The following is a 25,142-nucleotide window of genomic DNA, read 5'->3' as shown; positions in this document are numbered from 1 at the left end:
TTTTAGCTATAAGTTTATCGCTCAATGAAGAGAAAAACCATCGTCACACTTTTAATTGTAACCATTGGCCTGGGTATGGTGGCTTGCCGTCATCCTAAAAAACTGGCCCGTAATACATTCCTGGCCGCTGATACCAATAAGGTAGCAGTGGTAAAAGACAGTTCAGCTAATGAAGAACTGGCCCGGTTTACCAGCGAAATGTTGAAGGGAATACACGATAATCACATTGATTTCAATACATTTTCCGGCAAAATGAAGCTGGCATTTGAAACAGATAAAAAGAGCCATAATAACCTGAATGCTACTTTCCGTATTAAAAAGGATAGTATCATCTGGATATCTATTTCAGCGCCGATAGTAGATGAAGTAATAAGAGCGGTGATTACGCCGGATAGCCTGAAAATGTATAACCGCCTGGAAAAACAATTATTCCTCCGGAATATGGCATCTGCAGAAGAGCTGCTGGGTATACCATTTGATTTCCAGACCCTGCAGGATATGTTGATCGGTAATCCGATATACCTGACAGACTCTGTATACCAGGTGGTGAAAACACCCTCCATTATTTCTTTTAGCTGCAATCATGCAAAGTTTGTAAGCCTGTTCAATGTGTTTGCAGATGATTACGGTTTACAGCAGAGTAAGGTAATGGATAAAGACAGTACCAACCCGGTAAAACGCTCCTGTGAGCTTACCTACGGAGATTATACCAAAGTGGCAGGCCGTAAATTCCCTGTTACCCGACGTATATATGTGGAAGAGAAAAATGTCACTAAAGTAGCGCTCGATTTTACCCGCTATGATTTTGATATCCCACTCAGTTTTCCGTTTAATATGCCATCGGCCTATAAACGTATGTAAGGAAAACATTCCACAAAAGTCATCTTCATTAAACTAATAAACGTTGTATATTTATTTAATTTGCAGTTACTAAAATAAGTCATGTTGTATTTGAAGAAGATTATCCCGTTCATATTGATGCTATGGTTAATGCCAGCCATGTTGGTTGCCCAGAATAATGGGCAGCAGCAACAATCGCGGGAGGAACTGGAGCGAAGAAAAAGAGAACTGCAAAAGGAAATAGATGATGCCAACGAACAACTGAAGGAAACCAAGAAGTCTACCAAAGAGAGCCTTGGACAACTTCGGGCATTACGTGATAAAATTTCTGCCCGTTCCCGTCTCATCAATAATATCAACGAAGAAATCAATTTCATTAACGGTGATATCAATTCAGCTTACCGGGATGTAAAAACCCTGCAGAAAGACCTGGATACCCTGAAAGCACAATATGCACTTTTAGTCGTTTATGCTTACAAAAACCGCTCTTCCTATGATATGCTGAACTTTGTGTTTTCTGCACAGAGCTTCAATGATGCTGTTAAAAGATTCCAATACCTGAAGCAATACCGTGAGTATCGCCGCAGGCAGGCTGATAATATTGTGAGTACGCAAGAGCAGCTGAATAAGAAAATACAAAGCCTGGAATCGCAACGTGTAAAACGTTCCGATGCACTTAAAACAGAACAGGACGAAAGAAATACCCTGGAAGTAGACAAGAAAGAGAAAGATGAGGTATTGAGTAAACTGAAAGGCCGTGAGAAGGAATTGGTAGCCGATATCAATCAACGCAATAAAGATGCACAGAAAGTACAGGCAGCCATCAGGGCGGTAATCCGTAAAGAAATAGAGGATGCCCGTCGTAAGGCAATAGAAGAGGAAACTGCCCGCCGTAAAGCCGCAGAAGAAAAACGCCGTAAGGAAGAAGAAGCCCGTAGAGCTGCTGCGCTGGCTGCTGCGGAAAAGGCGAAAGCCGCCGCCGCTGCTGCTGCCAATAATAATACTGCTAACAATACGCCAACCCCGGTACCGGAAAAACCAGCACCGGCGAAAACACCAGAGCCAGCACCAGAACCGGAAAAACCGGCAGCCCGTACAGAAAACGTACTGGAAGCAACTCCGGAAGCACTGGCATTATCAGAAAGCTTTGAGGCAAATCGGGGTAAGCTGCCATGGCCGGTAGATGCAGGTAATATCATCGAACATTTTGGTATTCACCAACACGCTGTGATGGAACATATCCAGGTACCTTCCGATGGTATCGTCATTGCCACCAACAAGGGGGGCGCCGTGAAATCCATCTTCGACGGAGAAGTGAAATCTGTAGTAGTGATGCCCGGTTCAGGGTATGTAATTATTATCCGTCATGGACAATACTTCACCACTTACGTACGTTTGCAAACTACCCGGGTGAAGAAAGGAGATTTTGTTAAAACCGGGCAGGTAATAGGTACTGCCAGCACCAATGATATTGAAAACACCGGTGAGGTAGAACTGCAAATATGGAAAGGCGTTACCAAGCAAAATCCTGAGCAGTGGATCCGGAGACGATAATATGATATTGAATGAAGCATAAAGCCTAAAGCGAAAAGCAGAAAGCTATTGTAGCGTATAATGACTGGTAAAGCACAATCATTCGCTAAAATAGCTTTTTGCTTTCTGCCTTTAGCTTTCAGCTAGCTTACTAACCAAATGCATTTTTTTTGAGAAAGTTGATCCCTCTTTTGATGGCGCTATGGCTATTGCCTGCCCTGTTGTATGCACAACGGAGCAACCGGCAGTCGCGCGCAGCACTGGAAAGCCGCAGGCAGGAGCTGTTGAAAGAAATAGAAGAAGCGAATAAATCACTGCAGCAAACGAAGAAGTCGACCCGCCAAAACCTCCGCCTGCAACAGGAATTGCAGGCAAAAATCGCTACCCGCAATGCACAGATTGAAAGTATTAATAAAGAAATCAGTGCCATTGAAGGAGATATCAGCAGCACTAACAATAACGTACAAACGCTGGAGAAAGAAGTAGACTCACTCCGCGCCCGCTACGCACAACTGGTTGTATACGCCTACAAAACACGCGACTCCTATGACGTACTCAGTTTCTTTTTTTCCGCCACCAGTTTTAATGATGCATTGCGCCGGTACCAATACCTGCAGCAATACCGCGAAAACAGGCGGAAACAGGCCGAAAACCTATTATCTACCAAAGCCCTGCTGGGACAAAAATTAGTGGTATTACAGGAACAACGGGCTCAGAAAACCGGCGCATTACACACCGAACAGCAACAACGGGGAACGCTCATTGCCGATAAGAAAGAAACGGATCAAACTATTGCCCAGCTCAAAGACCAGGAACAGGAACTACAACAACAGATCAATAAAAGCAAAGCAGAAGCCAGGCAGGTAGACCAGGCCATCCAGGAAGCGATCCGCCGGGAAATAGCAGCGGCACAGAAGAGGGCCGCCGCCCAGGCGCTGGCTCGTAAAAAGGCCGCAGAAGCCAAACGCAGGGAGCTGGCTGCAGCCCGTAGAAAAGCAGCACTGGCCGCCGCTAAAAAGGCACACAAGAAACCACCTGCAAAACCGGTAGAAGAAGAAAAAGATGAAGATGATGACGCTCCGGTAGCTAAAACATCCAGCGAAGATGTATTGGTAGCTACGCCGGAAGCCTTGTCGTTATCACGCGACTTTGAAGCCAACCGTGGCCGTTTGCCATGGCCGGTAGAAGCAGGACGTATTACCGGGCATTTCGGCACCGGACATGTAGGTAAAATTGAAGTGGATCATAATGGCGTTATCATTGCAACTGCAAAAGGAGCCGCTGTGAAAGCCATTTTTGAAGGAGAGGTAATTATGGTATTTATGGTACCAGGCGCAGGATATATGGTTACCCTGCGCCATGGAAAATATTTTACCAATTATGTGAGATTACTGGATGTGCGGGTGAGCAAGGGAGCAGTGGTGAAACGTGGTCAAACACTGGGTCTTGCTGCCTCCGGACCAGGTAGTAGCACCGGTGAAATTGAATTACAGATATACCGGAACATGGTGAAACAGAATCCTGAAAGATGGATACGCTCCCGTTAAAGGAGCTGCGCCTGTTTCAGCAATACTTCTTCATATAAAGCCTCATATTGAGGAATGATATTGTCGATATGGAAACGAAGCGCCTGTTCTAAGGCACCCTGGCGTACTTCGGCCAGTAAGGTTTCATCTTTCAGCAAACGCAGGGCATGTGCTGCCATTCCTTCTACATCTCCTACATTGCTCATATAGCCGGTTTGCCCGGGAATGTTGATTTCCGGTAAACCACCTGCATTGGAAGAAATAACCGGCACCTGTGCTGCCATGGCTTCCAGCGCGGCCAAACCAAAGCTTTCATATTCTGATGGCAGGATAAACAGGTCACTGATAGACATTACATCTTCCAATTGTTCCTGCTTACCTACAAATCTTACATCTTCACAGATCCCTAATTCGCGGCATAAGCATTCTATAGAAGGCCTGTCGGGACCATCGCCTACCAGCAATAGCTTCGCGGGTATCTCTTTACGTACCAGGGCAAATACTTTTACTACATCCGGCACCCGTTTTACTTTACGGAAGTTGGATACGTGTAACAGTATTTTCTCGCCGTTTGGTGCAATGGCCTGCCTGAAATGAGGCAGCTCACGGCGACTAAACCGCTGGGTGTCCACGAAGTTGTAGATCACCGCAATATCTTTTTCTATTGGGAACGACTTATACGTTTCATCCCGCAGGTTCTCAGACACTGCTGTAATAGCATCTGACTCATTGATAGAGAAGGTTACTACCGGTTCATAGGTTTTGTCTTTTCCTACCAGTGTGATATCTGTACCGTGCAACGTGGTGATAAAGGGAACCGTTCTGCCATGCTTTTTCACGATCTGCTTGGCCATATAAGCGGTAGAAGCGTGCGGGATGGCGTAGTGTACGTGCAGCAGATCCAGTTTCTGGTTAATGATAACATCCACCATGGTACTGCTCAAAGCTGATTCGTAGGGCGGAAAATCAAAAAGTGGATACGTGGGAACCTGAACTTCGTGATAATATATATTAGCGTGGAACGCGTTAAGCCTTACCGGCTGTTGATATGTAATAAAGTGGACCATGTGGCCTTTGTCTGCCAGCGCTTTACCAAGCTCTGTGGCCAGTACCCCGCTACCGCCGTAGGTAGGGTAACATACTATTCCTATGCGCATGAGTTAAATTTTTGCATTCTGCAAAGGTACTAAAAAGCCGAAAGCTAAAAGCAGAAAGCAAAAAGCCATTGTGGCGGATCATTTTTTTGAATATTCTACACGCGCTGGTCAGCAGCTGTAATGGCTTTTTGCTTTCTGCTTTTAGCTTTCGGCTTTTTTAGTAGTTTTAACCATAAATTAACCTGCTACATGAGAAATTTTATTGTGCCAATTTTATTTGCCTGCTCATTGCCGTCCCTCGCAGTGGCGCAGGACAAAGATTCCATAACGCTTAGGAAATTAGCTGATGAAGTATTAACGCATAGTACAGCGTATGAAAATCTACGTCACCTGACCAAAGATATCGGAGGCCGCCTGGCCGGATCCCCGCAGATGTCTAAGGCAGAACAGTGGGGAGTAGCCGCACTGAAAGCTGCCGGTGCTGATACCGTGTACCTGCAGGAATGTATGGTGCCACATTGGGTAAGAGGAGCCAGGGAAGAAGCCCGTATCATTTCCAAACGCCGGGATTTCATCCCACCACTGAATGTGCTGGCATTAGGAAATTCCGTGGGCAGTGGACCTAATGGGGTTACCGCCGGGGTGCTGGAAGTAGCTTCCTTCGATGAATTGGAAGCGAAGAAAGACCAGGTAAAAGGAAAGATTGTTTTTTATAATGTACGTTTTAAGCCGGAATACATTAAAACATTCCATTCTTATGGCGATGCGGTGAAATACCGGGGCCAGGGTGCCAGCAGGGCTGCCAAATATGGTGCAGTAGCTGTGATTGTACGGTCCATGTCGCATGGCGCTAATAATTTCCCACATACAGGCGCCATGGGCTATGACACGGCATACCCTAAAATTCCTGCAGTAGCTATTGGTTTGGAAGATGCGGACCGCCTTAGCCTGCGTCTTAAAGACGATACCGATGCCAAAGTGTTCCTGCGTACCAACTGCGAAATGCTGAAGGATGTAGTTGGGCATAATGTTATCGGCGAGCTGAAAGGCCGTAAGTATCCCGATCAGTATATTACAGTTGGCGGCCACCTCGATTCCTGGGATGTGGCGGAAGGTGCACACGACGATGGTGCCGGCTGTGTGCAATCTATAGAAGTCCTGCGAGCACTTAAAGCACAGGGCATCCAGCCGGAACACACCTTACGCGTAGTATTGTTTGCTAACGAAGAAAATGGTACCCGTGGAGGAAAGAAGTATGCAGCCTTGGCCAAAGCTAAAAAAGAGCAGCATGTTTTTGCCCTGGAAAGTGATGCAGGTGGCTTTACTCCACGAGGATTTATGACTACCCTGCCGGCTGATAAGAAAGCCAAAATGGATAGCTGGAAGCCCCTGTTTGCACCGTATGGTATTTATGATTTTGATGAACAGGGAGGAGGGGTAGATGTAGGACAACTGAATGAAGCTATAGGTACGCCCATGGCCGAACTTTCTCCGGATTCACAACGTTATTTCGATTATCACCACGCGGCAAACGACGTATTTGAAGCGGTAAATAAAAGGGAACTTGAATTGGGTGCTTTTGGTATGGCAGGTTTGATTTATCTTGTAGACCAGAACTTCTGATTATCTATCTCTAAATTATCCTTATGGGCCGTTTTGTCTTTATCGTTGTAAGTGTTATCATACTAATACTGGGAGGTATATTCTTCTACAAATACTATTTCGTTTTCGGTCAGGGAGTAAAGGCAGGAGAGCTCAACTATTTTGTGCAGAAAGGATACGTCTTTAAAACCTATGAAGGTAAGGTGATACAATCCGGCTACAAAGGTAAGGTAGCGGGTACCATCCAGTCTAATGAATTCCAGTTTTCCGTAAGCAATGAACGCGTTGCACAACAGTTGATGACCGCCAGCGGCAAGTTGGTAGAACTGCATTATAAAGAGTACCTGGGCGCCATTCCCTGGAGAGGCTATAGCCCGTTTATAGTAGATAGTATTATTTCTATAAAAGATCCATCCAGACAGGATCTGCCGTAAAGAATTACGAATTACAAATTACGAATTACGGATTTGTGAGTAGATAGTAAACGCGAAGATAATTCGCTATAATCTACTCACAAATCCGTAATTCGTAATTTGTAATTCGTAATTCGTAATTCGTAATTCTTTTATGCCAGTAAAAGAAAGATGGCGGGTCTTTTGTGCAGGTCCGGCAACTGTTGCTTCCACTCCTTCACTGTTTTGGTTTTAATATATTCGGTGGGAGCGGTAATATCAGCGGCTACGCAAATCCGCGTATAGTCCTTACAGTTATCCAGCAGATCTTTCAGGAGCTGGTTATTGCGATAAGGCGTTTCTATAAAGAGTTGTGTCTGATTTTTTCTGGCAGATTCCTGTTCCAGGTCCCGGATAACCTTTGTTCTTTCCGGAGGTTTGATAGGAAGATAACCGGTAAACTGAAAGCTTTGACCATTGAGACCGGAGCCCATCAGGGCCAGCAACATAGAGTTGGGACCAATCATAGGAATTACCCGGGCGTTTACGCTATGAGCTACCTGTACAATGAGGTGTCCCGGATCGGCAATGGCCGGGCAGCCCGCTTCACTCAGGATGCCAATATCCTTTCCTTCCAGCAATAATTCCTTTGCCAACGCCAGGTCAGGCGGCTGATTTTCATTCATAATCAGCAACTGCAGGGCATCTATATTAATATTTCTATCCAGCGCTTTCAGGTAACGACGGGCAGTACGTTCATTTTCTACATAAAATACAGATAACTGCTGTACTACGTTAGTGACGTATGCAGGAATACTGAATAAGGCATCGGCGCTCAACACAGTAGGAACCAGATACACTTTGCCAGGAGTACTCATTATTTCAGTCTTTTTGTTTGTAAATCAATAGTAGCCGCAATCACAGCATAAGAAGGTGCCAACATCCAGCCCACTACCGGAATCAGCATGAACAGGTAAAATACCATGCCGTTACCTATCGCCATACCGCGATGCTGACGGATAAAATTAATGCTTTGAGACATGTTTAACTTATGCCGCTCACAACTATAATCCATCATGGAGAACCCATAGAAATAAGATTCTACAAAGAAACCTACCATCGGTATCAACCAACCAATCACCGGAATGAAAGACACCAGTAATAATATCAGAATAGCCGCTGTCTGGTAAACGATATTGCGGCACGACATTTTAATGCCACGCAAAATATCCTGACCCAGCTGGGACCAGCTAAAAGGAAACTCTTTATGATCAAGAATGGCTTCTGTCTTCTCTGACAAATAAGAAAAAACAGGAGAAGCCACTATGAGAAACAAATATTTGAAATAAGAGAAGTACCAAAATACAAACACAATCCTGACGGAAAATGCCACCAGTATAAACAGGAAACTGATCCAGCTGTTTTCCAGGTCTTGTACCCATTCAGTAATGTGCAACAGCCTGGTCAGGTATTCCACAAAGTCACCAGAATAGCCCCAAACAAAGTAAAAGCCGGCAAAAAAGAGCAGGCAATAGATGATACCAGGTATCAGTATCCATTTCCATAACTTATGCTGTAAAATGAATTGATGGGCCTTCCCGTAAGATTGAATAGCTGAGAGCAGTTCTCTGAATGAAAAAAACAACGCCTGAATAATTTTTAGTGTAACTGAATGTGTATTTGTTCCTGTTTTATGAAAGAGCAACGAAACTAAGGTAAAAATAGCTATGATTACTATAGTGATACTGATAATCCTGTGTTAAAAGCGTAGAAAATAAAATACCAAAAGCAAAAAGCTATTTTCGGGAAACGCTTCCCGAAAATAGCTTTTTGCTTTTGGTATTTTAAATCCAGTTCTCCCAAAGTTTCTAATAATCAATTTATTAGAAACGAGGGCAGAGGGTTTTGTATTTATTATTTTCGTTCCGGGTGTGGATATAGATCAGTGAAATTTCCATACCACCACGGTAATGAGAAGCAGGGTTGAGGGTAGATACGTTGGTATCGTAGGTCAGGCCTACCTGGAATCCTTTGATTTCCATTCCAATGTAAGGAATGATCGCATCTTTCAGGCGATACCAGCTACCTACATAAAAGGTGGTTGGATTATCGTCCATATCGCTCAATGCAAACCCGTAAGCGCCACCAAAAGTCAATTCAGAGGCAGTGCTTTGCTTCATATATAAAATGCTGGTGTGAAACCTGTCTTTCCCATTTACAGGAACAGAACCTCCACCGTGTACTGTCCAGCGGTAGCTAAGCCGGTTTTGGGTGAGGTTCATAAAGGATTCTGTTGGCTGGGTAATATGATAATATGAGGCACCCAGGTAAATATTGGAAGATTCTCCGATCAGTCCATTGTATAAAATACCAACGTTAGGATCGAAATAGGATATTTTAGGATTTACCAGTGTTTCATTACTGGGAATCATAGGATTATATCCGTTATTGTCTATCTGGTTTTCGAATTGCAGCTTGCTGTTATCCAGCCTTTTTTGCACCAGGGTACCTTGCAGGCCGATGGCCAGGGTATGGTTACCCTCCGGATCAAGCCCTTTGTGATAGGCGGTACTGAAGGAAAGATAACTGGAAGTCAGGGCACCGCCGCCGCTTCTGTCATACATCGCCATTAAGCCCACGCCCCAGATATCTGTATACGAAATCACATCCTTTAGAATACCGAAATCAATAGCGGCAGTACCAGTCACAAATGGGGAGGCAATGCTGCGCCATTGTGAACGATAGTTACCTGATAAGCGATAGTCTCCGGAAAATAGGCCTGTATAAGCTGGGTTAAGGGTAAGCGGTGAGGCAAAAAACTGCGAAAAGTGCGGGTCCTGTGCCCGCAACGGATTTAAATAAAGCAATATGGCCAGGAATAGTAAAGCTCTTTTCATATTAGTAAAGCTTAAAGCATAGGGTGTTATGCAATGCCGGTGAAGGTACGTTAATTAAATCATATCTCAAATTAAATCCATGTATAAAAAACGTTATAATAAAAAACGAATAGCAGCTTTGTTCTTCTTTAAAGATACAAAAACTGCTATTCGTAAAACGATATATTCTTGTTATTGTTGTAATTTATTCCCGAAAGCGAGGTCTCCCGCATCTCCCAATCCCGGTACAATATAGCCTTTGGCGGTTAATTCATCATCAATATCTCCTGCCCAGATTGTCAGGTTCGACTTGGTATTGCGCAGTACATATTCAATGCCCACGGTGCAGGCAATAGCTACTACCAGATGAATATGGCTGGGTTTACCGATTTCTTCCAGGTGTTCGATGGTTTTCACCAGCGAAGCACCGGTAGCCAGCATGGGGTCTGAGAGTATCAATACCTCTCCATCGATAGAAGGAGTGCTTACATATTCCAGGCTGATATCGAAAGAGCCATCATGGTTATGCTTACGATAAGCAGAAACGAAGGCATGGTCTGCTTTATCAAAATAATGCAACAAACCCTGGTGCAGCGCCAGCCCGGCTCTTAAAATAGTAGCCAGTACCGGTTGAGATTTTAATACCCGGCAAGTAGCAATACCCATCGGGGTAGTCACTTCTTTGTCTACATAGTCCAGTGTTTTACTGATCTCGTAAGCCGCTACTTCGCCCAGCCTTTCCATATTGCGCCGAAAGCGCATACGATCCTGCTGAACATCCACATTTCTGATCTCGCTTAACCATTCTCCTACCAACGAATTGGTTTCACTTAAATTGATAATCATGAGCTATCCCTTTGAGGCCGCAAATTACCGAAAATTAGTGTAACTACTCTTTGTCCTGCTCTTTGTCTAACAAGCTGGCTTTCTTCACCAGTTGGATGAACTCTGCACGGTAACCTTCGGTGTCTTCGCCCCGCGCAGTGCCAGCCCAGGACAATATTTGACCGTACGTGGCAGTTCCTTTGAATGCGGAGTTACGTAACAGTTGGCCAAAGGCTGCCACCGCAGTGGCCATGCGAAAGTCTTCCGGTGCCGCGCCAATTTCCTGGTTATTATAAGGCAATACTTTTTCTATCAACTGGCTCTTATCCGCAGTAGGCTGCTTGTAGCGCATTTTCACGGTTAATACCTCCTGCTGATTGCCCAGTACTTTACCCTGCTGGTATTTCAGCGGATCCACCCAGTTAACATTTTCGCCACTTTTACTGGTGGGAATGATTTCATAAAGCGCAGTCACGGTGTGGCCTACGCCCATGTCGCCGGCGTCTTTTTTATCGTTGTTGAAGTCCTCGTTCTGCAGCAGCCTGTTTTCATAGCCTACTAACCTGTACGACTGTACGAAACTAGGATTGAATTCCACCTGCAATTTTACATCTTTGGCTACGGTAAAGAGGGTGCCCCCAAATTCGGTCACAAAGGTTCTGCGGGCTTCTTCAAAATTATCGATATAGGCATAATTGCCATTGCCTTTGTCGGCCAGCAATTCCAGTTTATTATCTTTATAGTTGCCCATTCCAAAGCCAAGTACGGAGAGGGAAATGCCTTTTTTTCTCTCATTTTCAATCAACCGGGTCAGGGCACCATCGCTGGAAGCGCCTACGTTGAAGTCCCCGTCTGTAGCGAGAATTACACGGGTATTACTATTTTTGGAATATTGCTCTTCCGCAATACGATAGGCTAGTTGTATTCCTTCTCCACCGGCTGTGGAGCCACCTGCCTGTAATTCCTCCAATGCCGCCAGTATCTTTTTCTTGTTGTTACCGCTGGTGGAAGGCAGTACCACACCCGCTGCGCCGGCGTATACCACAATAGCTACCTTATCCTGCGGACGGAGTTGTTCTGTTAATACTTTAAAGGCGCTTTTTACCAGTGGCAGTTTGTTGGGTTCATCCATAGAGCCGGATACATCCAGTAAAAATACCAGGTTGGTAGGCGGAAGGTCTTTGGTATCTACCTGTTTGCTTTTTAATGCAATACGTACCAGCTGATGCCCGGTACTCCAGGGGCAGATGGCCATATCGGTATAAATAGCTACTGGGTCTTTACCAGTAGGTGCTTTGTAATGGTAGTCGAAGTAGTTAATCATTTCTTCCACTCTAACCGCGTCTGGTGGCGGCATTTCACCGTTGTTCAGGAAGCGGCGCATATTACTGTAGGAGGCCCGGTCCACGTCAATGCTGAAAGTGCTCAAAGGCTGATCAGTAGCAGCGTGGAAGATATTTTCGTTGATGGGGCTGTAATCTTCCGTATTATCGGGAGCGGATGAGGTATAGTTATAGTTCATCTTTGATGTAACGTACCCGGTAACGGCTACTTCCCTGAGAGCCTGATCGGCAGCGGGTGTCATTGGCTCTGCACAAATAACTTTTGGTGTAGGAGGAGACACTGTTTTTACCGTTGATGGCCTACCCCGCATGATTAATCGTCTTCTGTCGTCGGTTTTCACCAGTGGCTGTAGCTTGTTTAATGTTACCTGTAAGGTAGTTTGTTGTGCGGTTATCCTGGTTTCCAGTGGTTTGTAATTACTGGCGTTAACTTCCATGGTGAGTGCACCAGCCGGTACTTTGAGACTGAAAGCCCCTTTGGTATTGGTGGCCGTCAGGAAGTCTGTTCCTTTTACCCGTATAACGGCGTTGGCAATGGGCGCCTTGTTAACGGCGTCGGTAACTGTACCACTCAGGGTGCGTTGTTGCTGTGCGGAGGCGGTAAAAGCCAGCAGGCAACCAAACAATAGTAATGCGAGATATTTTTTCATGACGATATCTTTTCTGCCAATAGGATGACCAGAAATACCTTCATTCCATAAATCGTAAAAAAAATATTTTAAAACTACCTTTGCTGAAATTTTTGTCGATGGTATATAACGTGATTGGCACCATGTCTGGTAGCTCATTAGACGGATTGGATATAGTTTTTGCGGAACTAACGGAAATACGCGGACAGTGGACCTATGCGATCAAAGCCTCGGAAAGCCTGCCTTACGAGCCGGAGTGGGTAGAAAAGCTGGCACAGGCAACTTCCCTGCCAGCAAGGGATTACCTGTTGTTGCACACTGCATACGGACATTACACCGGCCACCGCATTCTTTCTTTTATAGAAAAACATCAGTTGGATCATAAAATACATTTTATCGCTTCCCATGGCCATACTACTTTTCATATGCCATCCGATAAAATGACGGCACAACTGGGCGATGGTGCCGCCATTACCGCAGTTGCCGGCCTGCCCGTGATCACTGATCTGCGGGCAGTGGACGTGGCTCTGGGCGGACAAGGAGCACCTATTGTGCCTATTGGAGAAAAATACCTCTTCCCCGGTTATCAATACTGGCTGAATATTGGCGGCATTGCCAATATTTCGGCTCAACTGCCAGAGCAGTTTGTAGCCTTTGATATTTGCCCTGCCAACCGGGTGCTGAATGCCCTGGCCGCGGCCCTTAATAAACCTTACGATGATGGAGGAGCCCTGGCTGCCGGTGGTGTTACTGATAATGGCTTGCTGGAACAACTCAATCAACTTCCCTATTATACAACTCCCTGGCCAAAATCACTTGCCAATGATTTTGGAATCAACACCGTATTGCCAATGATAGCGCCTATGCGCATCTCCGTACAGGGTAAACTGCGTACCTATGTAGATCATATTGCCACGCAGGTAGCTAATGCGGTGAAGGCATTGAAAGCACAAATGCCGGAAGGCCCTGCCAAAATGCTGATCACCGGCGGCGGTGCTTTCAATACATTTCTTGTACAAACTATACAGCAACAGTTGGAACCGTTGGGCGTTACTGTAGAAGTGCCGGATGAACAAACAGTGAGTTTTAAAGAAGCGTTGATCATGGCGTTGATAGGGACTTTACGCTGGAGACAGGAAGATAATGTGCTGAGTGGTGTAACAGGCGCAGAAAGAGATTCTATTAATGGTGCCCTCTGGACAAGCCGGTAGGGGATTCACCTTTAATATAAAAACAGCGGAGATATTATTTAGCAAGATGCTGATATCTCCGCTGTTTTTTTAAATAGATTACCAGGCCGTGGCTATCAGCTGAAAGCTGTCACCATCAAACAGCCCCAGGTCACTTAGTTTCAAATGAGGAATCACCAGCAACGCCATAAAGGACAAGGTCATAAACGGTGAGGCCAGCGGAGATCCCAGTGATTTAGCTGCCTGGTCCAGCGCACTGTATTGCGTGGCTATCGTGTAGCCGTCCAGGTTACTCATCAGGCCAGCTACCGGCAGCGGCAATACCTGTATTTTTTCTCCATTTACCACACTGATGCCACCTTGTTGGGCAATCACCGCATTGATAGCGGCAGCCAGGCTTTCATCATCTGCGCCTACTGCAATGATGTTGTGGCTGTCGTGCGCCACCGAAGAGGCAATAGCGCCATGTTGCAATCCAAACCCCTTGATGAAGGCTACTGCAGGAGTGGCTTGTTTGTAGCGATTTACCACAGCTATTTTTAAGACATCTTTTTCGGTGCTGCTCTGCACGAAGCCGTTGACCACCGGCAGTGTAGCGGTGAGAGCGTTGGTGATCAGTTGTCCGTCGAGCGCTTCAATTACTTTAGCTGTTACGCTGGTATGGCTGGTATCGCCAACTGGCATACGGAGATCTGCCGCCTGTACCGGCTGTCCCACAAAGTTATTTACAGGAACAGACGGAATGGAGTGAATCAGCGTTTTGCCATTCTCAGCTACTTTTGTTCCGTCAATATATGTTGCCAGTATGTTAAAGTTTTGCAAGTCATCAACCACAATAAAATCTGCCGGATCCTGTTCCCGTAGCAATCCATTCTCCAGTTTATAGTGCAGTACCGGGTTGATACAGGCTGCCAGCAATACTTTGAAGAGATCTATGCCGTGGCTCAGTGCACGTTTTACCAATAAATTGATATGTCCTTCCACGAGGTTGTCCGGGTGTTTATCATCGCTGCAGAACATGATTTTCGGGGCATGTTCGTGGAGTAAAGGATAAAGTGCCTCGAAGTTTTTGGCGGCACTGCCTTCCCGGATCAGGATGTGCATGCCATGTTGCAGTTTATCCAGCGCTTCTTCGATGGTAAAACATTCGTGATCAGTGCTGATGCCTGCTGCAATATAATCGCGGGCTGCTTCGCCACGAAGGCCGGGAGCATGGCCATCTACGGGTTTATTTACCTTTTTTGCGGCTGCTATTTTAGCCAATACTTCGGGATCTTTATGCAGTACTCCCGGAAAGTTCATCATTTCCGTGAGATATCTGATATCATCCCGTTGCAACAAGGCTTCCACATCTTCCACACTCACTACCGCGCCAGAGGTTTCAAAAACAGTGGCGGGTACGCAGGAAGGAGCTCCAAAGTTAAACCGGAAAGGCACCTGTTTACCATTTTCCAGCATATATTCTACGCCTTTTACCCCCATTACATTGGCTATTTCATGCGGGTCGCTGACGGTGGCAATAGTGCCATGTACTACCGCTAACCGGGCAAATTCTGAGGGAATGAGCATGGAACTTTCTATATGTACATGCGCATCAGTAAAGCCGGGAAGCAGGTAATGTGCATATGTTTGGTTGTTGCGTTCAATCCGTTGTATCTTACCCGCTTCCACATAAACGGTGGCCGGGTAAATCTCCTGCTGTAATATATCCACCAGGTTGCCTGAAATCTGGAATGTATTCATGCTGTAAAGCTAAGGAATAGACCGCATTTTAAGGGCCGGCGTATTTTTTGTAAAGAAGCGGGGGAGATGTTTTTTGGTTATCTTTATTTGCCTTAAAAAATCGGGCATCAAAAATTCTTTTATGACAAGGATTAAATTTTTTACGCTGTTAGCAGCGCTTTTGATCGCAGGAGTAGCTACCTATGCACAAACTGTCGACGAGATTATTGCAAAAAATATTGTTGCTATGGGTGGACAGGCAAAGTTGAAGGAGATTAAATCGCAATACATAGAGGGAAACATGGAAGTGCAGGGCATGACTGTACCTATTAAAAGGTGGGTGAAGCAGGATGAAGCCATGCGACTGGAATTTGCGGTGCAGGGGACGGATAATATCCAGGTAGTAACGCGCACGGGTGGTTGGAGCCTGATGCCGGTAATGATGCAAACTACTCCACAGGATCTGGATCCGCAAATGCAAAAATTACTGCAAACCCAGTTAGATGTAAGAGGGGAGTTATACGACTATAAAGCAAAAGGAAAGAAAATAGAATTACTCGGTAAAGAACCTGTAGACGGTACAACAGCGTACAAGCTGAAAGTTACCTCAGCAGAAGGTTTAGAGGGAACTGCATTCCTGGATGCCAATACATATCTGCTGATAAAAACAATCAACAAAGTTAACATACAAGGGCAGGATGCAGAAATAACCGTTACGATGTCTGATTATAAGAAAACGCCGGAAGGACTGGCTTATCCCGGTACTACAGAACAGAGTCCGGGTGGTGTGAAAATCAATATTACGAAGATCGAAACCAATGGCACCGTAGCAGATACGTTGTTTGCCAAACCACAGTAATATTTTTAGTTCCGTTCAGTACCGTTGTGGCGGTGCTGAACGGAACTAATGATGACTATTTATACAGTGCCGCCATGGCTTTGGCTTCTTCTGCCATCTTCTTCGCCAGGTGTGCGGGTTGCAATACCTTCACTTGTCCGCCATAACTCAACAGGGTCATGGTTAACTCCGGATTAATAACAACGTTCAGGGATATACGGCATTCTTTACTATTATCTTCCACTATTTTCTGGGAAGCATGAATAGGCTGTGACTTTATATATTTTCCTTGTCGCGGTTCGAAGCTCAGCAGTACATTTTCGGGTTCTCCGTCATGTACGGTAATGCCCACTGCGTGTTGGAAATAGCTGGCATCATCAAAATTTTTCTCATCAAAATGTTTCATGGTAGGCCAGATTTTTACCACTCTGTCGAGGGCAAACGTAATCACAGCGCCACCGCGTGTTTTCTGACTTTTTCCGATAAGGTAAAAGCGATGTTGATATTCCCGCAGATGATATGGTTCTACCCAGTGTTCTTTGGGCTCATCGCGCTCAAAGCTCTGGTAGGCGATGCGTATTACTTCCAGGTTTTTAATGGCATCTACAATTTCCGGAATGTGTTCGGCGCCTTTGTATTGTGCAGCCCGGGCAAATTTGATCAGTCCTTTATGTTGCAGGGCTTCCCGGTTCATTTTCAGGCTGGCGGCTATTTTCAGGATAGCGTCTTCAAACTGTTGTACTACCGGTAAACTGCGGAATTGTTCCAGTATACCAATAGCAATCTCCAGCCCTTGCAGATCTGCTTCTTCAATGGGCGAATTACTGATGGAAAAGCTATCATCGGAATACCGGTAGGTGCCACTGCTCCTATCGTACACAATGGGCGCCATATAGTTCAGTTCCGGGTCCTGGCGCATGTCCTGGATATCTTTCTGGATGGTACGGACAGATATGCCTGTTCCCATTTTATCCGATACATATTCAATCAGGTTTTCCAGGGTAGGTTTGGGCTTCTGCTTGTTGCGCAGGCGCTCGTCAATCCAACGGTAGCGCGACACCGCGTCTTTATTCTTTGGCAAAAGATAAAATTTAGAAAATAAAAATACGCAATTCCCGCTTTTGCAAACAGGATTAAAAAAATTATAGCGAAAAGATCACTACGCAAATTCTTTGCGCGCAGCCCGGCTAGATTTGTAGTGTTATTAAAACCTGATGGTTATGAATAAGGTAAATACAACAACAGCAATTACGCAGGTACAGGCTATTTCAATTGGACAAATCATTATGGATGATTCCAATTACCTGACGCTCTGGGGCCAGGTGCTCCGGGACAATGTGTGGTCTTCCTGTGATTTTGTAACTACTTATGAAGTCATGAATACCATGCTTCGCTTCAGTCAGGATAAGCACGATGCAGTGCAAATGACCATTGTAAAAAAGCTCGAAGATATGTGCCGCGTGCCGGATATCATTGACCTGGAGGCAGAACTGGGCGCTGCCGTGGTTTTTGATCATCTCACCTTTCATATGAGACGGCCCTGCCTGCAGCAGGATGATAATTGGGAAGCCTACGCAGATGAGGAATGTTATTACATAGAGAAAGTAATACAACTGCCCACACCGCCTGATTTGCCTCCTGCTGCGCGCTATCAGCCAGATGATGCGGATACCCGGATGGAGTACTGTATACAATTACTACATGATGCCTATAACCTATACCTTGGATTTATCGAGATAGAATTAGGGGATGAAGCTGCCAGAATAAAGGCCGGATTGGAAGATGATAATAAATTCAGCATGGCATATTATGCCTGGCAGCTACATACCTCAAATGGCTAAATCCCTGTTAACCATATTTTTATCTATTGTTTAACCTTTTTTATCTATTGCGTTAACCCCCGTCTATCCGTTTGAATTAACCCTTGTTGATCCATTTTACGTAACCCCGTTATACATTGTTTGTTAACCCCAATTCCCTCCTTCACAAAAAATATCGGTTAAATTGTGAAAAAATTCCCTTAAAGTCTATAAATCTTGTAGGAAAAACCTATTTTTGGTCAATTAAATCGTAAAACTATGAGTTTAAGACTGGGAGACGCAGCTCCTAATTTCAAAGCCAATACCACGATAGGGGAAATAGATTTTTACGATTTCCTCGGTGAAGGTTGGGGTATCTTGTTTTCTCATCCGGCAGACTTTACGCCGGTATGTACTACCGAATTAGGCAGAACTGCACAATTAGGAGAGGAATTCGCTAAACGCAATACTAAAGTACTGGCTGTCAGTGTAGATCCACTGGATAAGCACCTGAGCTGGATAAATGATATTAACGAAACACAACAGTGTGACGTAACTTTTCCTATTATTGCAGATGAAAATAAAACAGTGGCTAATTTGTATGACATGATTCATCCAAATGCCTCTGAAACTTTTACAGTTAGATCCTTGTTTATCATAGGACCAGACAAAAAAGTAAAACTCATCATCACTTATCCGGCCTCTACCGGTAGAAACTTCGTAGAAGTGCTGCGCGTATTGGACTCCCTGCAGCTAACAGCTAAATATAGCGTTGCTACTCCGGCAGATTGGAAAGATGGAGAAGATGTAATCGTTACGGCAGCAGTGCCTACTGCAGATATTCCTGCACGTTTTCCGAAAGGCCATAAAATTATCAAGCCTTACCTGAGAACAACACCGCAGCCAAACAAATAATGCTACTAAGACGCCGAAAGGCGGTTTTGATAAATTTTTTTTAATGGTTGGTTTTTGATTTTTACGAAACGGGGATTTCTCCCCGTTTTTTTTATGCCCAGTTTTTGCCTGAAGACAGGATTACACTGATTTTAGGATGCTGTTATAAAGATGTAAGATTTATAAAGAAAAAGGGAAAATATACGCGAAAATCATTCGCTTATATCTTCCCTTTTCTTTATAACAATATCCGGAAACCAATCTAATCCTGTCTTCAGACAAAATCCGCATTATTCCTCACCCACGGCTTGCTTGCCACGATGTTTGCGTAACTGTGTCAGCAAGGCACTCATATCTTTAGGCAATGGCGCCTCAATCGTATATTCTTTTCCGTGTTGATCCTTAAATATCAGCATGGAAGCATGTAATGCCAGTCTGCTCAATAGAGGACGCTCCTCCTCGGTATGTTTACCCAGTTTGAATTTTTTCTTAATACTGGATAATAATACCGGCTGGGAACTGCCATAAAATTCATCCACTGCAATAGGATGTCCCAGGAACTTCATATGAACGCGGATCTGGTGCGTACGGCCTGTATGAATTTGCATTCTTACCAAACTATACAGACCAAATTCTTCCAATACCTCATAGTCCGTGGAAGATGGCTTTCCTTTCCGGTTGGTAACCATTTTCCCTTTCTGTACGGGGTGTTCCATGATTCCCTCGCTCACATTACCCTGCCTGGGCATAGGCTGGCCACTCACCAGTCCCAGGTAAAACTTTTTCACGTCCCTGCTTTCAAAAAGCTGGGAGAAGTATTTATGTGCTGCTTCGTTGCGCGCAAACAGGATGATCCCGCTGGTTTCACGGTCCAGCCTGTGTACCGTGAATATTTCGCCATACGCCTTTTTCATGATAGCAATCAATGATGCTAACTCATTGTCGTGGCGATCAGGCAGTGTAAGCATGCCTGCAGGTTTGTTTACAACAACAAAGTCCGGTGTTTCGAGTATAATATGTTCAGCTAATCGCATCCCGTTATTCGACAGTTATTTTTTAAAATGTTTCAGCAGGATCACCTCTTTTTCAGTGAGGAAGCGCCATTGGCCGCGGTTCAGTGTTTTCTTGGTAAGACCCGCATACATTACACGATCCAACTTTTCTACGGTATACTCCAGGTGTTCAAAGATGCGGCGCACAATACGGTTTTTACCGCTGTGAATTTCAATGCCCACTTGTTTCTTGTCTTTAGGATCTACGTAGCCCAGTGCATCTACCAATGCAACGCCATCTTCCAGTGTTACGCCTTCAATGATCTTATCAAAATCATTTTTGGTCAGCGGCTTATCCAGTTCGACCTGGTAAATCTTTTTGATGTTGTGTTTAGGATGTGCCAGTGTTTGTGCCAGTTCACCATCGTTGGTGAGCAGCAACAAACCGGAAGTATTACGATCCAGGCGGCCTACAGGGTACACTCTTTCGTTTTCAGCCGCTTCTTCGATGAGATCCATAACGGTTTTGCGGCCTTCCGGATCATCGGTGGTGGTGATATAGCCTTTAGGTTTATTCAACAGGATGTACACCAGGTTTTTGGTAGGCGTGATTTTTTTATCCTGCATGGTCACTACATCGCTGGTAGTAACTTTAGTAGCAGGTTCCGTAACTACTTTACCATTTACAGTTACTTTTCCTTCCTTGATGAGGTCTACCGCTTTTCTGCGGGAGCATAAACCACAATGTGCCACAAATTTGTTCAGCGGCATTTCGCCGGGGCCAAAAATGCTTTCTTTGGGTTCTTTGTTATTCTTCGTTGGCTCGTATTCGTTAGTGTCTCTTACTTTGCCAGCTTTCTTCCGATCTTGTTTGTCCGCAAAACGTTCATTGGTCTTATCAAAGAATTTTTTGCGGTTGAATCCGCTGGGAGTATCTTTCTGAGCGGACTTCCCACCTTTTTTATTTTCGCCGTGGAAGTGGAAGGCGGAGTCGTCACTTTTTTTGGTAACGCCGTAGGTGCGTTTACGTAGTGGTCTTTCACTGCCTTTATCTTCTTTGTCGAAGTGGCGGGTACGTTCAGGGCGTTCACCATCTTTTCTGAAGGTATTGAAAGAGCGTTCGCCGGCTGATTTTTCTTTTTTATCGTTGTCGAAGCCACCACGCTTGAATGTTGGCTTTTCATCGCTGTCAAAGCGTTTGCGGGCGCCGGGTTTGTCGTCACGTTTGTGACCACCGAAAGCACGTTTTTCGTCTTTGTCGCCGAAGCTGCGTTTGGGCCTGTCTTCACTGTTACCGAAGCTACGCTTAGGTCTTTCTTCACTACTTCCGAAGCTGCGCTTAGGTTTATCTTCGCTATTGCCGCCGAAAGTACGTTTGCGCTGTGGCTTATCATTTCCGAAGCTGTCGGTGGCTGGTCCGGCTTTGCGGGCTGGCCTGCCGTTGCTGTCGAAGCTGCGTTTACGGAAAGACGGTTGTTCATCGCCCGTTTTTCCGCCTTCAAAGCGTGGCTTACGGGAAAATGGTTTGTCATCTCCGCTGCGGTTATCTTTTGCAGCTGCTCTTCCTGGCCTTTCGCCATCGGCGGAGGAGCGAGTGCGGGGGCCTGCTGGTTTGTCGCTTTTACCAAACTTATTATCCCTGGATGGGCCAAACCCTTTTTTAGCAGGTTGTTTTTTCTTCATAAATTATTATTGATTGATGACCATGCGTACATGATCAATAGATATATGATTGTGTAATGATCAGCCTTTATTAGCGAGTTGTCCACATGCAGCATCGATATCTTTACCGCGACTACGGCGCAGTCTTGCATTCACGCGATTTTTTGAAAGATATTCCATGAACTCTTCTGCGGTCTGCGAATCCGGTTTCTGGAAGCGTGCCGCATCAATAGGATTGTATTCGATAATATTCACCAGGTCGGCAGGTACCTGCCGGTAAATTTTAATGAGTTCGTCCGCATCTTCTTTGGAGTCATTAAAATCTTTGAAGAGAATATATTCGAAAGAAATTTCATTTTCGGTGGCCTTGTAGAAGTAGTTCAGTGCGGCGATCAGTTCCTTCAGGTTATTGGAATCATTGATCGGCATAATTTCACTGCGCTTTTTATCATTGGCGGCGTGTAAGGATAACGCGAGGTTAAAGCGAACTTTATCATCGCCCAGTTGCCGGATCATTTTGGCTACGCCGGCAGTAGAAACGGTGATACGTTTAGGCGACATACCCAGACCATCCGGGGAGGTGATCTTCTCAATAGCCTGTAATACGTTTTTATAGTTCAGCAGGGGTTCTCCCATGCCCATGAATACAATGTTGCTTAACTTTTTACCATACGCTTCCTGGGCTTGCTGGTTGATCAGCGCCACCTCATCATAAATTTCGTCGTAATCGAGGTTACGGGCGCGGTCCATATAACCGGTAGCGCAAAACTTGCAACTCAGGCTGCAGCCTACCTGTGAAGATACACAGGCAGTTTGACGGGAGTCTGTGGGAATCAGTACTCCTTCCACCAGGTGATTATCATGCAGGCGGAAACGGCTCTTAATGGTACCATCATTGCTCTGCTGTACGGTATCCACCTTCACAGCAGGCAGGGTAAAGTGTTCTGCCAGTTTGGTTCTTAATTCTTTGGAGAGGTTGGTCATGGCTTCAAAACTATCCGCATGACGCAGCCATAGCCACTCATACACTTGTTTTGCGCGGAAAGGCTTTTCGCCTATTGACCCGAAATATTCCTGTAAAGCCGGTAAACTTAAATGCCGGATGTTTTTATTGTCAGACTTCATTATTGACCATTAATTGAGCAAATGGCTGCCTTCCGGCAGTCGAAAAGTAACTGCAAAGATAGGTAATATTGGCGTACTGACAGAATGTGCCTTTAAAACCAATGCCACAGCCGTTTCTAGCTGTGGCATCGGGGTTAGTTATGTATTCGGTTTATTTTGTCCATATGGCCGCAAAACGGGAAGAGTTGTCGTATCCCTGGATACGGAACAACTGGTAGCCCTGGGCGGTCAGGTCCGTAAATTTCGCCTGATAATCAGCCGGACTCATATCCATATAAGAATAATATGCTTTGTTTCTGGGCCACCACAGGCCACCTACGCTGTTTTGATTCCCATTTTCCTCGATATTTACATTGACGGTCATCAGGCCAGCCTTGTTCATTTCATCAAATTTCTTGGTGAAATCATTGGTATTCATGCCATAATACATGTAAAATCCTCCAGGGTTGCTACTGCCGAACACACCTGCATGGTAACGTTTACCACCTACATAATAAGCTACATGCTCTGTTACCCGCATTTTGCCCTGTTCTACAAAGGTTTTCCATTTGGCGGCGTATACCTCATCTGTAGCATTGTGCACTGCAGCAAAGTTTTCTCCGCCGCGTTGTTTCCAGATCACGGTAAACAGTGGATTGCCGCTATTATCATTGGTAACGGAAATCTGCCGTGGAATATATCCTTTCCCATAGTACTCGTCAAAGTATTGCTGGTACTGGGTGGAATTCATATTAATGCGGCAATACCATTGTGATGGCAAACCATATTGGAACGACCCGGAAGCCAGGTATTGATTACCTGATTTATGCACGCTCAGCGTTTGCAAAGCCATACCCATACCGGTGTAGTAGCCCCAATAGCGGGTAATATGCTCTACGGGTACGTTATGAAATGAAGGATAGAAAGGGGCAAAGAAGCGGTTAAAAGCGCTGTTGGCGCCTACCTCATAACAACCGGCGTTATTATCTTCTGATTTGGCATATACGCCGTACGCATCTACTTCCATCCAATCCACGCCGGTAGCTGGATTAGGAGATTTTATCCACAGCATAAAATGCAGGTGGTTGTTGGCGGTATTAGGGTTCATCGGGGTGCCATCGGTATTTAATCCCCAGCCGGCACCACCATAGCCGGTATTGCCAGCCCACGCAATCTGCTGGCCTGCATATACAGGGTCGCCTGCTTTTACTTTCAGCTTCTGATCATTGGTCCCCCATAACTGTTTGGACGGATTGGGGAGATTAGCGAATTTTTTATACTTGGTATCACGGGCATCTATCTTAGACGGATCCGCAACAGGCGTGTTTTTAGCATTTTGTACATCATGATCAAAGCCACCGCGGAGATGGAAATAACCGGTACGGTACACAGTGCCATCCGCAGCAGTATGTTCTATAATCACCACATTACCGAAGAAGGGATCCCACATCGCGGTGACTACTTTTCCTGCTGCGGAAGCATATACGCCGAAGGTAGGATCAATACCGGGACCATATGCATCGGATGTTTTCAGGAAATCCACAGAGCCGTGTCCTGAACCATTATCATAAATCCAGGCCCCCGCAGGGTATACTTTGGAATTCCTGAAAGGCAGGAAGAAAGGCAGTTTAGGAGTAAGACTTTCTGCGTAAGTCCGCGCATCGGTTTCATTATTAAATACAGATGCGGGGGACGCGTACAACTGGTTTTTATTGGCTGATTCATCTTTGATATTGTAGCTGCAGCAGCCGATAGTAACGGTAGGAGGTGTACAAAATGCTTCCGCTTTCATCACCTGCATTTTGCCGGCAGGTAACAGATGGGTATTGTCAATGCTGATCAGTTGCGTATTATTATCAGCTACCCGGTTCCATTTGGGAGCTACTTTCAGCGTACGCACATTGATATTGCCACGCAATGCAGGATTGGCTACCGGCTTTTGCTGGATGGCCGGCTCTATACCTTCCATTAATTTAGCGGTAGGTTTAATAGGTCTGTAGAGTAATTCAGACAGATTTGCATCGTTTTCTCCCGGGGGAACTTGTGCTTTGGTGGTCATTGAGAGCGCGCACAATAGGGCGGTAAGCCATAGCAGGCTACATACTTGTTTCATTTTCTTTGGGGTTAATTTTAAAATGTGATAAAGATGGATACAAAACTACTGAACCATGGAAATGGATCAAGCGCCATTTACTAAAAGGCGGAAATAGAGGTATATCTGGCGGGATTTGTATGGCTGTCGCAAACAGAGGTTTTAGTCGCCGGGTTACCGGGATGT

The 25,142-nt window shown here is 45.3% G+C and carries 21 protein-coding genes; 9 read left to right on the top strand and 12 right to left on the bottom strand.

The features are described 5' to 3' along the window. The first annotated feature begins 24 nt into the window (after nucleotides 1–24). The 3 genes from J7623_RS23465 to J7623_RS23455 all read left to right on the top strand — a co-directional run bounded on the left by J7623_RS23465 (nucleotide 25) and on the right by J7623_RS23455 (nucleotide 3,920). Nucleotides 25–861, top strand: coding sequence for a DUF4292 domain-containing protein (locus tag J7623_RS23465; protein ID WP_291924985.1), 837 nt, complete (start codon nucleotides 25–27; stop codon nucleotides 859–861). Between the two features lie 90 nt (nucleotides 862–951). Beyond that, a complete protein-coding gene (locus tag J7623_RS23460; RefSeq protein WP_291924983.1) occupies nucleotides 952–2,394 on the top strand; it encodes a peptidoglycan DD-metalloendopeptidase family protein in 1,443 nt (480 codons plus the stop codon). A gap of 149 nt (nucleotides 2,395–2,543) precedes the next feature. Continuing rightward, nucleotides 2,544–3,920 carry a peptidoglycan DD-metalloendopeptidase family protein gene (locus J7623_RS23455; RefSeq protein ID WP_291924981.1) on the top strand — a complete coding sequence of 459 codons (1,377 nt, stop codon included), beginning with the start codon at nucleotides 2,544–2,546 and terminating at the stop codon, nucleotides 3,918–3,920. On the opposite strand, the gene bshA is transcribed toward J7623_RS23455, so the two are convergent. Continuing rightward, the gene (gene bshA / locus J7623_RS23450) at nucleotides 3,917–5,056 is read right to left on the bottom strand and encodes an N-acetyl-alpha-D-glucosaminyl L-malate synthase BshA (RefSeq protein ID WP_291924979.1); all 1,140 of its coding nucleotides are present in this window, start codon (nucleotides 5,054–5,056) and stop codon (nucleotides 3,917–3,919) included. The genes J7623_RS23455 and bshA overlap by 4 nt on opposite strands. 189 nt (nucleotides 5,057–5,245) lie before the next feature. Here bshA and J7623_RS23445 point away from each other — a divergent pair, with 189 nt between their 5' ends. Both J7623_RS23445 and J7623_RS23440 read left to right on the top strand, forming a co-directional pair. Then, nucleotides 5,246–6,619, top strand: coding sequence for a M20/M25/M40 family metallo-hydrolase (locus J7623_RS23445; RefSeq protein ID WP_291924978.1), 1,374 nt, complete (start codon nucleotides 5,246–5,248; stop codon nucleotides 6,617–6,619). Between the two features lie 23 nt (nucleotides 6,620–6,642). Further along, a complete protein-coding gene (locus tag J7623_RS23440) occupies nucleotides 6,643–7,032 on the top strand; it encodes a hypothetical protein (protein ID WP_291924975.1) in 390 nt (129 codons plus the stop codon). Between the two features lie 131 nt (nucleotides 7,033–7,163). On the opposite strand, the gene J7623_RS23435 is transcribed toward J7623_RS23440, so the two are convergent. The 5 genes from J7623_RS23435 to J7623_RS23415 form a co-directional block, all read right to left on the bottom strand. Further along, on the bottom strand, nucleotides 7,164–7,868 hold the full coding sequence (locus tag J7623_RS23435) for an SAM-dependent methyltransferase (protein ID WP_291924973.1): 705 nt from the start codon (nucleotides 7,866–7,868) through the stop codon (nucleotides 7,164–7,166). Further along, nucleotides 7,868–8,635 (bottom strand): EI24 domain-containing protein, encoded by a 768-nt coding sequence (locus tag J7623_RS23430; RefSeq protein WP_291924972.1) that lies wholly within the window; start codon nucleotides 8,633–8,635, stop codon nucleotides 7,868–7,870. The genes J7623_RS23435 and J7623_RS23430 overlap by 1 nt, the downstream gene beginning before the upstream one ends. A gap of 238 nt (nucleotides 8,636–8,873) precedes the next feature. After that, nucleotides 8,874–9,887, bottom strand: a complete 1,014-nt coding sequence (locus J7623_RS23425; protein WP_291924970.1) for a PorP/SprF family type IX secretion system membrane protein — start codon at nucleotides 9,885–9,887, stop codon at nucleotides 8,874–8,876. 171 nt (nucleotides 9,888–10,058) lie between these two features. Then, nucleotides 10,059–10,712, bottom strand: a complete 654-nt coding sequence (gene upp / locus J7623_RS23420) for a uracil phosphoribosyltransferase (RefSeq protein WP_291924968.1) — start codon at nucleotides 10,710–10,712, stop codon at nucleotides 10,059–10,061. Between the two features lie 43 nt (nucleotides 10,713–10,755). Further along, nucleotides 10,756–12,684 carry a von Willebrand factor type A domain-containing protein gene (locus J7623_RS23415; protein WP_291924967.1) on the bottom strand — a complete coding sequence of 643 codons (1,929 nt, stop codon included), beginning with the start codon at nucleotides 12,682–12,684 and terminating at the stop codon, nucleotides 10,756–10,758. A gap of 80 nt (nucleotides 12,685–12,764) precedes the next feature. Between J7623_RS23415 and J7623_RS23410 the strand changes: the two genes are divergently transcribed. Further along, nucleotides 12,765–13,874 (top strand): anhydro-N-acetylmuramic acid kinase, encoded by a 1,110-nt coding sequence (locus tag J7623_RS23410; protein ID WP_291924965.1) that lies wholly within the window; start codon nucleotides 12,765–12,767, stop codon nucleotides 13,872–13,874. Between the two features lie 78 nt (nucleotides 13,875–13,952). Here J7623_RS23410 and ade read toward each other — a convergent pair whose 3' ends face one another. Next, entirely contained in the window at nucleotides 13,953–15,596 is a 1,644-nt protein-coding gene (gene ade, locus J7623_RS23405) for an adenine deaminase (RefSeq protein WP_291924963.1), read from the bottom strand. Nucleotides 15,597–15,717: 121 nt separating this feature from the next. Between ade and J7623_RS23400 the strand changes: the two genes are divergently transcribed. Continuing rightward, nucleotides 15,718–16,434: a hypothetical protein gene (locus J7623_RS23400; RefSeq protein ID WP_291924961.1), complete on the top strand. Its 717-nt coding sequence runs from the start codon at nucleotides 15,718–15,720 to the stop codon at nucleotides 16,432–16,434. 55 nt (nucleotides 16,435–16,489) lie between these two features. Here the strand turns inward: J7623_RS23400 and J7623_RS23395 are convergent, their stop codons facing one another. Beyond that, nucleotides 16,490–17,494 (bottom strand): WYL domain-containing protein, encoded by a 1,005-nt coding sequence (locus J7623_RS23395; protein ID WP_291924959.1) that lies wholly within the window; start codon nucleotides 17,492–17,494, stop codon nucleotides 16,490–16,492. Between the two features lie 368 nt (nucleotides 17,495–17,862). Here J7623_RS23395 and J7623_RS31780 point away from each other — a divergent pair, with 368 nt between their 5' ends. Continuing rightward, on the top strand, nucleotides 17,863–17,946 hold the full coding sequence (locus J7623_RS31780; RefSeq protein WP_366839762.1) for a hypothetical protein: 84 nt from the start codon (nucleotides 17,863–17,865) through the stop codon (nucleotides 17,944–17,946). 545 nt (nucleotides 17,947–18,491) lie between these two features. Next, on the top strand, nucleotides 18,492–19,127 hold the full coding sequence (locus J7623_RS23385; protein WP_291924955.1) for a peroxiredoxin: 636 nt from the start codon (nucleotides 18,492–18,494) through the stop codon (nucleotides 19,125–19,127). A gap of 269 nt (nucleotides 19,128–19,396) precedes the next feature. On the opposite strand, the gene J7623_RS23380 is transcribed toward J7623_RS23385, so the two are convergent. From J7623_RS23380 to J7623_RS23365, 4 genes are all read right to left on the bottom strand, one after another. Further along, nucleotides 19,397–20,140: an RluA family pseudouridine synthase gene (locus tag J7623_RS23380; RefSeq protein ID WP_291924953.1), complete on the bottom strand. Its 744-nt coding sequence runs from the start codon at nucleotides 20,138–20,140 to the stop codon at nucleotides 19,397–19,399. 15 nt (nucleotides 20,141–20,155) lie between these two features. Continuing rightward, nucleotides 20,156–21,781, bottom strand: coding sequence for a pseudouridine synthase (locus J7623_RS23375; RefSeq protein WP_291924951.1), 1,626 nt, complete (start codon nucleotides 21,779–21,781; stop codon nucleotides 20,156–20,158). A 60-nt stretch (nucleotides 21,782–21,841) separates the two neighbouring features. Next, the gene (gene rlmN, locus J7623_RS23370) at nucleotides 21,842–22,885 is read right to left on the bottom strand and encodes a 23S rRNA (adenine(2503)-C(2))-methyltransferase RlmN (RefSeq protein WP_291924950.1); all 1,044 of its coding nucleotides are present in this window, start codon (nucleotides 22,883–22,885) and stop codon (nucleotides 21,842–21,844) included. A 151-nt stretch (nucleotides 22,886–23,036) separates the two neighbouring features. After that, the gene (locus J7623_RS23365; RefSeq protein ID WP_291924948.1) at nucleotides 23,037–24,977 is read right to left on the bottom strand and encodes a hypothetical protein; all 1,941 of its coding nucleotides are present in this window, start codon (nucleotides 24,975–24,977) and stop codon (nucleotides 23,037–23,039) included. Nucleotides 24,978–25,142 lie beyond the last annotated feature (165 nt).

Source organism: Chitinophaga sp. (genome assembly GCF_017745275.1).
Taxonomy (GTDB): Bacteria; Bacteroidota; Bacteroidia; order Chitinophagales; family Chitinophagaceae; genus Chitinophaga.
The sequence above is the reverse complement of the archived record's forward strand: the minus strand, read 5'-3'. Positions and strand labels throughout refer to the sequence as shown.